The organism is Orenia metallireducens, assembly GCF_003001995.1.
In the GTDB taxonomy this organism is placed as follows: domain Bacteria; phylum Bacillota; class Halanaerobiia; order Halobacteroidales; family Halobacteroidaceae; genus Orenia; species Orenia metallireducens_B.
Window position 1 is genome coordinate 123,746 of the sequence record NZ_PVNB01000002.1, and the last position, 12,792, is coordinate 136,537.

Below are 12,792 nucleotides of genomic sequence, written 5' to 3' on the forward strand. Positions count from 1 at the left end.
ATTCATTCTTATGAGTTAGTTAATTAGTATCGATAGGGGGGAGGAGTATGGCTATTGAAATCCTGCTATAATAATCAAGATAAAGAAGAATTAAATCAGATGGTTGAAGAGGCATTGGCTAAAATTGAAGCTATAGATTGTACTAAAACGGATTCTTCTTTGTTTACTTTTTGTTATTTGAATAAGATTGTAGAAGATGCTACTAGTTATTTAGAAAAGTTAAAGCAGAGGAATGGCAGATATGAAGGTAACTAAGATTAGTCTGCGTAAGAAGAGAGGTAAAGTTAGGTTGGTGATTATTGGCTGATTGTAATGTTAAAAATAAGGAGGTGATACTTATGGAAGAGAAAAGAGTCTATCGTTGTAAAGAGTGTGGAAATAAAAAGATGATTGTCAGTCCAAGTAATAAGGGAATTATCTGCTGTGGAGGGATAATGAATAAGGTTAACTTTGCCAAAAAAGAGAAAGTTCTTAGTAAGTAATAAGTTATTAGCTATCAGATTAAGCTGGATTAGAAGAGTTATTTACAGAAGTAGATTTAGAGTCAATATTAGATTACTTTGGCTAATCGGAGTTCTTCTTTAAGCTATTTTATGTGCTAGAAGGTAGGATAAAGGGTATATGTTCTAGCACATAAAATCTGGTCTTAATAGAATTTAAAGGTAAAGAGGTCTGTAGAAGCTGTATAGCAGAGATGGAAGATAAAACTGAGAGTAATATTGCTAGGCTAAATATCAATTGATACAATTGTTAGTGCTTACATTCTGAGGTCAAGCTCATCAGTTTTTATGCACTAAATTCTATAACATAGAGTCTGTATCTATTCATACCCCAATAAATTTTAAATCTCTATACCTCCCTTATATGAGAGATAAATTTAATATAATAGATACGGGCTCTATGCTATGGTATTTAACAGATAGAAGGTGCAGTTTAATTGAGATAATAGATAAATTTAAGAAAAGCTTGATTTTTCGATATTTGCTATCAAGTGAGGAGGGACTAGGATGAGAGGACTTAATAAAGTTAGAGAATATAAGAAGATTAAATTAGAATTGATGGATTCAACCAATAAGGAAGGTTATTTAGCCATAAAGGTTTATAACTGTCTATTGAGAGCAGATGATGTTCAATTTTTAGGAGTGGATAGTGATGGGAAGATTGTCGGTGATACTCCAGTTACTGCTACTCATTTAAATGAAAGGTGTGATCAAGGAACAGAGGTTTTATTTAATATCCAAGGGTTAATTGAGAGTGGACAGTTAGATGCTAAAGTTGTTAAGGCGATTATTAAAGTTGGAGATATTGAATTAGGACAAATTAATATAGGGTTGTTAGAAGCAGATTATTAATTTTTATAAGGTCTATAAAAGATTGCTCTTAAAAGTCCTACAAGAAATATTTCTTGTAGGACTTTTATTTTTGCAGGAGATTATCAGTTATAGAAAGAAATTTAAATAAAGGAGAGGAGGTTAATAATAAATATTAGATTATATAAATAATAAAGGTAAAATTTATAAAAAATAATTATTAGATTCATACAATTCTAGGGTCAGCTTTGAAACTGATAGATAGCTTAAATTATCAGTTGTCTAAAGGGGTCTGTTAAGAGATTTAGAGCTAGCGGTAATTAACTAAGGTCAATTTTAAAGTATGATACTTAACCTTTTTAAGCAAAATAAAAGAAAAATATCTTTTCTGTGTAATAATTAGTAATATATGTTATGGTAACTGAATAAAAGATATAGTAGTTAGAGGTTATTTAATTTAAATATAACCTCACATAATTATATTTTTTGAATTTTTATTGTTTTATGAAGGAACTAAATGTAAAAAAGTAGAATTAACTTTAACAAAGTACTTCTTATTAAAAAATCAGCAGGTTTATAAATCTAAACCTGATTTTTACATTTAAACTTTTAGTTTAAAGAAGATGATAAAATTGGTTAATGATAGAAGCTGCTGATTAAAGATTAATTATTAACTCAATAAAAAAAGAAATTATTAGAGATATGGAGGTTTAGTTATGGCAACTTTAAATGAATATGAGATGAACCTAGTATTAAATGCTCAAACAAAAGACCCTGCTTATTTATTAGGGATGCATCAATTAGCTCAAGATAAGGTAGTAGTAAGAGCTTTTGAACCACATGCTGAGAAAATCTTTCTAAAATCAGACCAGTTTGAAGAGGAAATTGAGTTGGAATTAGTCCATGGAGATGGTTTATTTGAGAAAGTATTTCAAACTAAAGAATTTTTTGATTATAAGCTAAAGTACAGGGGATATCATGGTGGAGAATGGGAGAGAAGAGATCCATACTCATTTATTCCATACCTATCTGATTATGACTTATACTTATTTAGTGAAGGTAATCACCATAGGGTTTATGAGAAGATGGGGGCTCATATAGTTACTCATCAAGGAGTAGAAGGGACTGTTTTTACAGTATGGGCACCAGAAGCAGAGAGAGTAAGTGTAATTGGTAACTTCAATAGTTGGGATGGTAGAGTCCACCAAATGAGATTATTAGGCCATTCAGGGGTTTGGGAGATATTCATCCCTAGCATAGGAGAGGGTGAGGTCTATCGATTTGAAATTCTCACTAAAGAAGGCTATACTTTAATTAAATCTGATCCTTATGCATTTTATAGTGAGCTTCGTCCAGCCAATGCTTCAATTGTCTATGACTATAACGGAAAGTATGAATGGGAAGATGATAAATGGATGGAAAAAAGGGCTAAAACGAGCTGGCTAGAAAGACCTATGTCTGTCTATGAAGTTAATCTAGGATCTTGGGCTAGAGTACCAGAAGAAGAGAATAGATTCTTAAGTTATAGAGAATTAGCTGATAAACTAGTTGAGTATGTAAAAAAGCATAATTATACCCATGTAGAATTGATGCCAGTTGCCGAGCATCCTCTTGATGAATCTTGGGGATATCAGGTGACAGGTTACTTTGCTGTAACAAGTCGCTTTGGTAAGCCTGAAGATTTAATGTATTTAATTGATCAATTCCATAAGAATGATATTGGAGTAATTTTAGATTGGGTTCCAGGTCACTTTCCTAAAGATGCTCATGGTCTAGGGCGTTTTGATGGTTCAGCAGTCTATGAGCATTTAGATCCAAGACTAGGAGAGCATCAAGATTGGGGAACATATATCTTTAATTATGGGAGAAATGAGGTTAAAAACTTCTTAATTTCTAATGCCCTTTATTGGCTAGATAAATTCCATATTGATGGTTTAAGAGTAGATGCGGTAGCTTCTATGATCTATTTAGATTATAGTAGAGAAGGTGATCAGTGGGTTCCAAATAAATATGGTGGTAGAGAGAACTTAGAAGCAATTGAATTCTTACAATATTTTAATTCTATTAGCCATGAATATTATCCAGGAATTCTAACTATAGCTGAGGAATCTACTGCCTTTGAAGGTGTATCAAGACCTACTTATCTTGGTGGTTTAGGTTTTTCTATGAAGTGGAATATGGGCTGGATGAATGATGCTTTAGAGTATATTGAAAAAGATCCTATCTATAGAAAGTATCATCATAATAATTTAACATTTCCATTGGTATATGCATTCAATGAGAACTTTATGCTGGTCTTATCCCATGATGAGGTTGTGCATGGTAAGGGCTCAATGATTAATAAGATGCCAGGTGATTATTGGCAGAAGTTTGCTAACTTACGTGCTTTTTATGCATATATGTATGCCCATCCAGGAAAGAATTTAACCTTTATGGGCGGCGAGTTTGGTCAATGGAAGGAGTGGAATGCTACCCAAAGTCTAGATTGGAATCTATTAGATTTTGAAGCACATCAGAAATTATTAGACTTTATGACAGATTTAAATGGTATCTATCAAGAGCAAGAGGCTTTATGGGAGATAGATTTCAACTATGATGGCTTTGAATGGATAGATTGCCATGATGCCGATAATAGTATTCTCTCCTTTATGAGAAAAGCTAAGAATCCAGATGAATTTATTATTGCTGTCTTCAACTTTACCCCTATTGAAAGAAATAATTATAGAATAGGTGTTCCTAGAGAGGGATATTATGAAGAAATCTTAAATAGTAATGCAGGAAAGTACTGGGGAAGTAATTCTGGGAATATGGGTGGAGCCTGGTCTGAAGCTCACCCATGGCAGAATAGAGGATATTCAATTAATATTACATTGCCTCCATTGAGTGGTTTATACTTTAAATATAAGAGATAAAGACTGATAGATAGCCTTTGTGAGATCGATTTCACAAAGGCTATCTTTAAGTGGTGCTAAACTGGTACCAGACGTAGTAATGGAGAGTACTAATGGGCATAACAGCTCATCGGCTCTGGATATCTTGGAGCTATTGAAGGTTAAGACTGCTAAGGATTTGCAATTAGACTTTCAAATTGATAAGTAAAGCTGTGCTCAAAATTAAATTAAAAGGGGTTTTTAGTAACTCGGGATATTATCCTGAGTTACTTTTTTTGCAGAAAATAGTTTAATTTTACTTAGTCATTTATGACTACATAATTTAATGTAATAAATATAAAGGAATTAATTGATAAAACTAGAATAGTAATTTACTAAATAAGAGGAGTGATAATTATGGGAAGAATTGATACTAAATCAAAAGATTTTAAATTAAGATTTGCTCAAAAAGATGATACTGGTTTAATATTAGATTTTATTAATGCTTTGGCAGAGTATGAAAATCTCTCCCATGAGGTAGTGGCTACTGAAGAGAGTTTACGAGAATCCTTATTTGAACGTAACGTAGCAGAGGTAATTATTGGGGAATATCAAGATAAAGCCGTCAGTTTTGCTTTATTTTTTCATAATTTCTCTACATTTTTAGGTAAACCGGGAATCTATTTAGAGGATCTATTTGTAAAGCCTGCTTATCGTGGTAAAGGATTTGGAAAAACCATGCTCTCCTATCTAGCTAAGTTGGCAAAAGAAAGGGGATGTGGACGCTTTGAATGGGCTTGCCTTGATTGGAATGAACCATCTATTGAATTCTATCAATCAGTGGGAGCAGTAGCGCTGGAAGAGTGGAGTATTTATCGAGTAACAGGTGATGCTTTAGATCAATTAGCAGCAAAAGCAGAGATAGGTGCTAAAAAATAGAGCAAAATAGTTACTAAGAATTAATATAGTATAAAGAGGAGTAGATTAATGAAGATTAGAAGAGCAAAAACAGAAGATTTAGAGAGAATAACCGATATTTATAATAGTGCAATTTTAAATACTACAGCAACCTTTGATATAGAGACTAAGAGTGTAGATTCAAGAAGAGAGTGGTTTAATAGCCATGGTGAGAAATTACCTATCTTTGTTGCTGAAGCTGATGAAGTGATGGGCTGGGTATCTCTATCTAAACTTTTTGATAAAGGAGCTTATGCTGGGACGGTAGAAATCTCTATCTATATAGATCAAGAGTATAGAGGTAGGGGAGTGGGCAATGCTTTGATGGAAAGGATAGTCTCTCATGCTAAAGATAATGATAAGATACATACTGTCATTGCTAGAATTACTGGAGAGAATAAGGTTAGTGTTCATCTTCACCAGAAATTTGGTTTTGAATTTGTGGGAACTTTAAAGGAAGTAGGCTATAAATTTGATAGATATATAGATGTTCATCTATATCAATTATTGGTATAAGTTAGAGCCAGACACTCCGTCTGACTCTTTTTCTTATTTTTTATAGTAACTTTAGATATAGTCACTTATGAACATAAAAACAATTAATCTATACAAATAAAATAACTAAATTTAAATATCAGTTGATTTATGTTAAAATATAATTAATAATTATAAAAAGAGGGATATAATATGTTTAATTTTAGTGAAGCCCAAGTATTAAAATTATTAGGTAAGTTAGCAAACAAGTGGGGAACTGGTCATAATAGTATTACTAGAATACTAAGTAAGATTGAGAACTTTTTGGATAAGCATAGTGATAAACTCAAATCATTGGATAAGGTTAAGCTATTGGTTGCTATGTTAAAGGACCACTCTGATCAAAAGTTTAAAATTGAAGATGGTGCTTTAGGAATGATTATTGCTTGTTTGGCCTATATAATATTACCTAGTGATGTAGTACCTGACTTTATTCCAATTGCTGGCTTTGCTGATGATGCAGCTGCCTTAAAGATAGCCTGGGATCAAATTCGAGGAGAGGTTAAGCGCTATAAATTATGGCAAGCTAGTCAATTAATTGATAAAGCTCAATAAAGTTAAATATTTTATTAAGAACTAATTTAGAGAAATTTTAACTGAATTGTTTCTCTAAAATACAGATAAAATAAATACTTGATCTTTATAAATGGAGTGATGATAATGTCCAACTGCTGTGATCGTTGCAAGAATAGATTATGTGCAAGTAAGGTTCCTATATTTTCTAATTTATCTGATTCTGAATTAATAGATATTATTAAAATGACAGGCCATGAAGAGTTTAAAAAAGGTGATACGATCTGCTTTGAAGGTTTGGAAGCAAATACTCTATATATCATTAATCAAGGTGAAATCAAATTATTCAAACATACTAAAGATGGTAAGGAACAGATTCTTCATATCCTTACAACAGGTGATTTTTTTGGAGAATTGAACCTCTTAAAAGGAGGACACTATAGTTTTAGTGCAGAAGCAATTACTTCTACCAAATTATGTACTTTGACTAAAGATAAGATGAAGAGTATTATCTTAGAAAAACCAGGGATTGCTTTAAAGATAATGGAGACCTTAGCAGATAGGCTGAGTAGTTTAGAAACCTTAGCCCAGAATCTAGCTACCAATGAAGTTGAGGTGAGATTGGCCTATATGCTATTGGAACTGAAGAAGGAGTATGGTAAAGAGACTTCTGAAGGTATAGAAATGAAGATACCTATTACTAGAGAGGATATGTCCAATTATACTGGTGTAGCCCGTGAGACAGTCAGTAGGAAGTTGAAGACCTTTGAAGAAGAAGGGGTTATTAAGTTAGTAGGTAATAAGAAGATAATTATTTTAGATGAAGAGAGATTGAAATTAATGCAATAGTCAATGACTAGTAACGAGTGAAGAGTAACTTAGCTTAAAATCAGAATCAAAACTAAGTAAGTTTAAGAAATATTCTGTTCAATCTTAGAACTAAAGTTATTAAATTAAATCAGTTAAAATAATAAGCTTATATAAAAACTCCAAGAAATTTGACTGTCTTGGAGTTTTTATATTCATAAGAGGTATTAATTTAACTTTTCCCTTAAATTTGATTACAATCACATCTTTCTTCTCCTACTTATCCTATAATTAAGTTGAGCTTAAGGAAAAGAGATAACCAAAACTTAATTATAAATTAGGAGGAGATAAAGATGACTAAAGAGATTAAGGTTGCTGAAAATGCTTATTGGGTAGGTTATGTTGATGATAGAAAGGTTCCTTTTCACCGCTTAACCTTGGAGAAAGGTACAACCTATAATAGTTATTTATTAAAGACAGAAAAGCCAACTGTGATTGATACTGTTGATATTAGCTTTGGAAAGATATTTATAGATAAATTAAGTGAGCATATTGATCCAGCAGAGATTAAATATATAGTAATTAACCATGTAGAGCCAGACCATTCAGGTGGATTGCCTGCATTAACAAATAAAGCTAAAGATGCAGTAATTGTAACTACTGAATTAGGAGCTAAAGAGTTAAAGGAGATGTATCGTTTACATGATAGGGAGTTTTTAATTGTTAAGGATGGAGATAAGCTAGATATTGGAGGAAAGCAGTTAATCTTCTTTGAAACCCCATATCTACACACAGAAGAGACAATGATTACCTACTGTATTGAGGATAAAGTCCTATATCCTTGTGATATTTTCAGTACTCATGTAGCAACCTATAAATTATTCAATGATTTAGCAGCAGAAGATATCACAGAAGATTTTGAAGTTTATTATCAATTGATTATGCATCCTCATCGCCCTTATGTGCAAGATATGATTAAGAAGATTGAAAATTTAGAGATAGAGACTATTGCTCCATCCCATGGATATATCTTAAGGGATAATCCCCAAAAGTATATCGATAGCTATGATAGGATGAGTAAACCTACTAACGAGGAGAAAAATGCCTTAATTCTCTATTCAACAATGACTGGAAATACCAGAACTATCGCTAAAGAATTACGTGAAGGATTAGAGGAGAAAGGGATAATTACTAAAGTGATTAATGTTAAGAAGAATGCTGATGTAAATCAAATTAAAGAGGAGATTGAGAACTCAGACCTTATCTTATTTGGAAGCTCAACTAGATATGCTGATATAGTTGGAGGAATTGAAGAGGTATTAAAGGAGTTAGCAGAGATGGACTTATCAGATAAATTTGGTGTTGCTTTTGGTTCCTATGGTTGGAGTGGTGAAGCTATAGAGGTAATTAATGATTACCTAGAGGATAGTAATATTAAAGTAATAGATAGCTCACTGATTATTAAGAGTACTGGAATAGATGACTTGAAATTCCCAATTAGAGTCAAATTCTCTCCAGGAGAAATTGAAAGCCAAAGTCTGAAAGAGTCAGCTTATGTAGTAGGAGATTTATTGTTAGCCTAATTTGCAGCGACAAGTAACGAGTGATGAGTAATCAGTAAAACTAAAAGATATTTCTAAAACGAAGTTTATTCTTTTAGGTTTTGCTCATCAATTGTCACTAATAACTTATTACTGAATTTAAAAGAAGGAGGAGATATCATGAAAGAGAATAAATTTACTATAAAAGATAGAATAGGTACTATTGTAGCAGAGTTTCCTAAAGCAGTTGAAACTTTTATGAAGTATAATATAGATTTTTGTTGTGGTGGTGATAGACCACTTCAGACAGCTCTTGAAGAGGGGGATTTACCACAAGAGAAGGTGATTGAAGAGTTAAATCAAGCTTATTGTGAGTTTGATCGTAAAGCAGAGGATATCGATTGGCGTCAAGAGAGTATGACTGATTTAATAGATTATGTGGTTAACACTCATCATCAGTTTATGAGAGAAGAGTTACCTGTATTAAATGAGCTATTAAATAGAATTTTAAAAGCCCATTATTTAAAAGAAGGGGAGTTATTAGGAAGAATTCATAAGCTCTTTTATCAATTAAGAGGTGAAATTGAGGAGCATTTAATTAAAGAAGAGAAATTGCTCTTCCCAGCAATTAAAGAATATGAAGCTAAAGGAACAGAGGAAAAATTAGAAAAAGCATTAAAGATAATGGCAGAGACTGAAGATGAACATGACCATGCAGGGGATATCTTAAAGGAGGTTAGAAGTTTAACAGATAACTATCAATTACCTGAGGGTGTCTGCAGAACCTTTGCTCTAACCTATGATAAGTTTGAAGAAATAGAACAAGACTTGTTCCAGCATATTCATTTAGAGAATAATATTCTATTTGAAAGACTAAAAAATATTAATTCTTAAATAATAAAAGGTGGTAGCAAATTTGCTACCACCTTTTATTATTATGTAAATATTGGAATTTGAAGGATAAAGCTAAAGATTATAGAATAAAAGAGTGTCAAGAATTTATTATTAATAATCAATTATGTGAGATTGTCATTTACATCAGGAGGTACTTATGAAAGAAGAAGAGATTATTCTAAAACTGAATAATTTTAATGAACTATTTATTCCAAGAGAGACGAACCCTTTAGAACAAGAAGACTTATTTGAAAGTGGAATGAAGAAGATATATATGACATTAAATAATGATTGGAAAGCAGTGAAATATCATATTAAGATATTTGTTCCAGAGGATGAAATAGATAGCTATACAGTAAAAGAGGTTAGAGATGCTATTAATAGATATTGTGATTATAAGATTAAAGAGGTAAAAAAGAAGAATAGATTCCATAAAATAGAGTTTATTAAGACTTCTGCTCAGGGAATTTCAGTCTTAGTCTTAGCATTATTTGTATCCTTTTTTATTGAAAAGAAAGCTTTTTTGAATCCTTTATTTAATAGAATTATAAGAGAAGGATTATTTATCGGTGCTTGGGTGAGTCTCTGGCATCCCTTTGAGTTGATATTATACAATCGTTGGAATGATAAGTGGGAGTATTTGATTTATGAAGAGATTAAAAAGATAAAGGTTAGTATAAGTAGCAATTAATCGGTGTGATAAAAGATCATTAAAAATAGCTTTAGCTTTAAAAATAAGTATTTAAAAGTTTTTAATCTAGTTGTATTTAGCTTAATCAGTATTCTCTCGATTATGTTTATTTTAAGTTTGCTAAATGATATGATTCTTACTATTGAAGAAGGTCATGATCCTAGCTTTAAAAAAGTTCAGCAAATAAAGATTGATGATTATATTGTCAATGTGTATTTGACTAATGGAGGAGCTATCACAGATTTTGGTATCATAATTAGACAAGAAAAAGAAATAATCTTAGGTTTGTTACTAGTTAAGAATATCTATACTAAATATCATCAAAAGAATATTGCAGTGAAAAAGGTGGGAGAAGATTTATTAGAGATAGATAATCAGCTAATTAAATTAAATAGATATGTTTACTTTTAGATTCAGTATTAGAATTAAATTTATAAAGATATTAATGGAGTGTTTTTTGATGAATAAGAGAATAATTCAAATTATCTTAGTAATAAGTATAATTTCTCTATGCATAACTGGATGTACAACTAGAATAAGTGAAGAAGAAACTAGAGAGCTACTTAATAAGAATAAAGAAATCTATTTAGATTATTAAGTAATTATTCCATTGAAAGATATGCCTTTATATTATTAGACAGAATCTAAAGTTGGTGTATTATCTTACTAATATGTACAGAATAAATAGTAATCAGAAGGTAGGAGGTAAAACTAATGAAAAGATATATTTCTGATGTTAAAACTCCTAAAGTCAGTATTGCGCCGATGATAGATAGAACTGTTAGACACTTTAGATACTTCTGTAGATTACTGACTAAAAGGTCATTACTATATACAGAGATGATAACTACTCATGCTATCATTCATGGTAATAGGGATATAATTTTAGGGTTTGATGATTTCGAAAAACCTATTGCTTTGCAGGTAGCTGGCTCCAATCCAGAAGAAATCTATCAAGCAGTTAAGATTGCTGAAAAATGGGACTATGATGAGATCAACTTAAATGTTGGTTGTCCTTCTAATCGGGTCTCGGGACATATGATGGGAGCTGTGTTGATGGCTTATCCCAAGTTAGTAGCTGAGATGGTAAGTGCAATAAGAGAGGCTACCGATAAGCCAGTAACTGTTAAACATAGAATTGGAATTGATGGAAGAGGAATTCTGCCAGAAGACTCTCCCAAAATTGTTTTTGATAAATATGAGGATATGAGCAAATTTATCGAGATAGTAGAAAAATCTAAGGTTGATAGATTTACTGTTCATGCTAGAATAGCAATCTTAGCTGGGCTAAGTGCTAAAGAGAATAGAAATGTTCCTCCTTTAAAATATGAAGATGTTTATAGGTTAAAGAAAGACTTTCCTTATTTGAATATAGAGATTAATGGTGGAATTAAAACTCTATCTCAAATTAATGAACATCTTAATTATGTAGATGGAGTCATGTTAGGTAGAGTAGCCTATGATAATCCTTATCTTTTAACAGAGATAGATGGATTATTTGAGAATGGTGATGTCAATAATATTAGTAGAAAAGAAGTAATAGAAGGATTAATTACTTATATCGAGAAAATAGAAAATAATGGGGGTAATGTTTATGAAGCTTTGCGCCACACTCTAGGATTATTTTATGGAGTGGCAGGTAGTAAAGAGTGGAGGCGTTTAATTACACCACCATGGAAAAAGGGTTATAGTGGAAAAGACATATTAGAAGAAGCATTAAGAATTTTACCTAAAGAATCATTAGCAGAAAGTGAATTGATAATGAACAGTTAATTTAAAAGGAGGATTGGAAATGAATCAAACAATAGAAACAATGAAAGACCATAGAAGTATTAGAAGCTATTTAGACAAAGATATCTCTGAAGAGATTATTGACAATCTAATCGAGGTTGCTCAATCTGCACCAACTTCTATTAATGGTCAAAGCCCATCAATAATTGTAGTGAAGGATAAAGAGAGAAAGACAAAGGTAGCAGAGCTGGCAGGGGGGCAACCTTGGATTTCTGAGGCACCAGTTTTCTTCTTATTTGTAGGTGATTTTTATAAGGCCAAGCTAGCAGCAGATAAGGTTGATAAAGAGTTAGTAATTACAGATAGTGTAGAATCCTCACTTGTAGCTGCTGTCGATATAGGATTAGCTATGCAGAATGTAATTACAGCAGCTGAGTCTTTAGGTTTAGGGATTGTTCCTATTGGAGGTATCCGTCGCAACCCTCAAAAGATGATAGAGTTATTCAATTTACCTAAATATGCGTACCCTATGGTAGGTTTAGTAATTGGATACCCAGCAGATAGATCTAAGAAGAAGCCACGGATGCCCAAAGAGGCTTTTAGGCATGATGAAGAGTATAATAAAGAGAAGCTACCTGCCTTAATAGATGATTATGATCAGGAGATGGCAACTTATCTTAAAGAGATTGGTAGAGAACAAGAAAAAAATTGGACTTCTTATATCATGGAATTTTATAATAAGGTCTATTTCCCTAAGGTCTATCCTACTATGAAAGACCATGGATTTAAAAACGAAAAATAATATAGTTTTAGTTAATGGTCTACTTATATAAGTAGACCATTTTTATTTCTATAAATTAAGATAAGTATAATTTTATAAAGGAATTGAGGTAGAGTTAGAGAATATATTAAATAGGAATCTTTATCAATAATCAATACACTAT

The 12,792-nt window shown here is 31.8% G+C and carries 16 protein-coding genes; all 16 read left to right on the forward strand.

What is annotated here, in order from left to right:
- Nucleotides 1–54 precede the first annotated feature (54 nt).
- Complete coding sequence (locus tag BX659_RS02115; RefSeq protein ID WP_097016175.1) at nt 55–255, forward strand: hypothetical protein; 201 nt, start codon at nt 55–57, stop codon at nt 253–255.
- Between the two features lie 83 nt (nt 256–338).
- Complete coding sequence (locus tag BX659_RS18890) at nt 339–482, forward strand: hypothetical protein (RefSeq protein WP_172431787.1); 144 nt, start codon at nt 339–341, stop codon at nt 480–482.
- 525 nt (nt 483–1,007) lie between these two features.
- Nucleotides 1,008–1,352 (forward strand): hypothetical protein, encoded by a 345-nt coding sequence (locus BX659_RS02120; protein WP_106231572.1) that lies wholly within the window; start codon nt 1,008–1,010, stop codon nt 1,350–1,352.
- A 674-nt stretch (nt 1,353–2,026) separates the two neighbouring features.
- Entirely contained in the window at nt 2,027–4,222 is a 2,196-nt protein-coding gene (gene glgB / locus BX659_RS02125; RefSeq protein WP_106231574.1) for a 1,4-alpha-glucan branching protein GlgB, read from the forward strand.
- 19 nt (nt 4,223–4,241) lie between these two features.
- A complete protein-coding gene (locus BX659_RS18895) occupies nt 4,242–4,409 on the forward strand; it encodes a hypothetical protein (protein WP_172431775.1) in 168 nt (55 codons plus the stop codon).
- A gap of 188 nt (nt 4,410–4,597) precedes the next feature.
- Entirely contained in the window at nt 4,598–5,119 is a 522-nt protein-coding gene (locus BX659_RS02130) for a GNAT family N-acetyltransferase (protein WP_097016178.1), read from the forward strand.
- Nucleotides 5,120–5,167: 48 nt separating this feature from the next.
- Nucleotides 5,168–5,653, forward strand: a complete 486-nt coding sequence (locus BX659_RS02135) for a GNAT family N-acetyltransferase (protein ID WP_097016179.1) — start codon at nt 5,168–5,170, stop codon at nt 5,651–5,653.
- Nucleotides 5,654–5,824: 171 nt separating this feature from the next.
- Entirely contained in the window at nt 5,825–6,226 is a 402-nt protein-coding gene (locus tag BX659_RS02140; RefSeq protein WP_097016180.1) for a YkvA family protein, read from the forward strand.
- Nucleotides 6,227–6,331: 105 nt separating this feature from the next.
- Nucleotides 6,332–7,033: a Crp/Fnr family transcriptional regulator gene (locus BX659_RS02145; RefSeq protein ID WP_097016181.1), complete on the forward strand. Its 702-nt coding sequence runs from the start codon at nt 6,332–6,334 to the stop codon at nt 7,031–7,033.
- A 311-nt stretch (nt 7,034–7,344) separates the two neighbouring features.
- Entirely contained in the window at nt 7,345–8,574 is a 1,230-nt protein-coding gene (locus BX659_RS02150) for an FprA family A-type flavoprotein (protein WP_097016182.1), read from the forward strand.
- A 138-nt stretch (nt 8,575–8,712) separates the two neighbouring features.
- A complete protein-coding gene (gene ric / locus BX659_RS02155; protein WP_097016183.1) occupies nt 8,713–9,426 on the forward strand; it encodes an iron-sulfur cluster repair di-iron protein in 714 nt (237 codons plus the stop codon).
- Nucleotides 9,427–9,583: 157 nt separating this feature from the next.
- On the forward strand, nt 9,584–10,117 hold the full coding sequence (locus tag BX659_RS02160) for a hypothetical protein (protein WP_106231576.1): 534 nt from the start codon (nt 9,584–9,586) through the stop codon (nt 10,115–10,117).
- A gap of 102 nt (nt 10,118–10,219) precedes the next feature.
- On the forward strand, nt 10,220–10,528 hold the full coding sequence (locus tag BX659_RS02165; protein WP_106231577.1) for a DUF5412 family protein: 309 nt from the start codon (nt 10,220–10,222) through the stop codon (nt 10,526–10,528).
- A 49-nt stretch (nt 10,529–10,577) separates the two neighbouring features.
- Nucleotides 10,578–10,715, forward strand: coding sequence for a hypothetical protein (locus BX659_RS18900; protein ID WP_172431788.1), 138 nt, complete (start codon nt 10,578–10,580; stop codon nt 10,713–10,715).
- Between the two features lie 116 nt (nt 10,716–10,831).
- Nucleotides 10,832–11,890, forward strand: a complete 1,059-nt coding sequence (gene dusA, locus BX659_RS02170) for a tRNA dihydrouridine(20/20a) synthase DusA (RefSeq protein WP_106231579.1) — start codon at nt 10,832–10,834, stop codon at nt 11,888–11,890.
- Between the two features lie 19 nt (nt 11,891–11,909).
- Entirely contained in the window at nt 11,910–12,650 is a 741-nt protein-coding gene (locus tag BX659_RS02175) for an NADPH-dependent oxidoreductase (RefSeq protein WP_097016187.1), read from the forward strand.
- The last annotated feature ends 142 nt before the right edge of the window (nt 12,651–12,792 follow it).

Bases quoted from the DNA above. Each gene is read 5' to 3' on its own strand.
- BX659_RS18890 (WP_172431787.1), top strand. From the start codon at position 339: ATGGAAGAGAAAAGAGTCTATCGTTGTAAAGAGTGTGGAAATAAAAAG.
- BX659_RS02120 (WP_106231572.1), top strand. From the start codon at position 1,008: ATGAGAGGACTTAATAAAGTTAGAGAATATAAGAAGATTAAATTAGAA.
- glgB (WP_106231574.1), top strand. From the start codon at position 2,027: ATGGCAACTTTAAATGAATATGAGATGAACCTAGTATTAAATGCTCAA.
- BX659_RS02130 (WP_097016178.1), top strand. From the start codon at position 4,598: ATGGGAAGAATTGATACTAAATCAAAAGATTTTAAATTAAGATTTGCT.
- BX659_RS02135 (WP_097016179.1), top strand. From the start codon at position 5,168: ATGAAGATTAGAAGAGCAAAAACAGAAGATTTAGAGAGAATAACCGAT.
- BX659_RS02140 (WP_097016180.1), top strand. From the start codon at position 5,825: ATGTTTAATTTTAGTGAAGCCCAAGTATTAAAATTATTAGGTAAGTTA.
- BX659_RS02145 (WP_097016181.1), top strand. From the start codon at position 6,332: ATGTCCAACTGCTGTGATCGTTGCAAGAATAGATTATGTGCAAGTAAG.
- BX659_RS02150 (WP_097016182.1), top strand. From the start codon at position 7,345: ATGACTAAAGAGATTAAGGTTGCTGAAAATGCTTATTGGGTAGGTTAT.
- ric (WP_097016183.1), top strand. From the start codon at position 8,713: ATGAAAGAGAATAAATTTACTATAAAAGATAGAATAGGTACTATTGTA.
- BX659_RS02160 (WP_106231576.1), top strand. From the start codon at position 9,584: ATGAAAGAAGAAGAGATTATTCTAAAACTGAATAATTTTAATGAACTA.
- BX659_RS02165 (WP_106231577.1), top strand. From the start codon at position 10,220: ATGTTTATTTTAAGTTTGCTAAATGATATGATTCTTACTATTGAAGAA.
- BX659_RS18900 (WP_172431788.1), top strand. From the start codon at position 10,578: ATGAATAAGAGAATAATTCAAATTATCTTAGTAATAAGTATAATTTCT.
- dusA (WP_106231579.1), top strand. From the start codon at position 10,832: ATGAAAAGATATATTTCTGATGTTAAAACTCCTAAAGTCAGTATTGCG.
- BX659_RS02175 (WP_097016187.1), top strand. From the start codon at position 11,910: ATGAATCAAACAATAGAAACAATGAAAGACCATAGAAGTATTAGAAGC.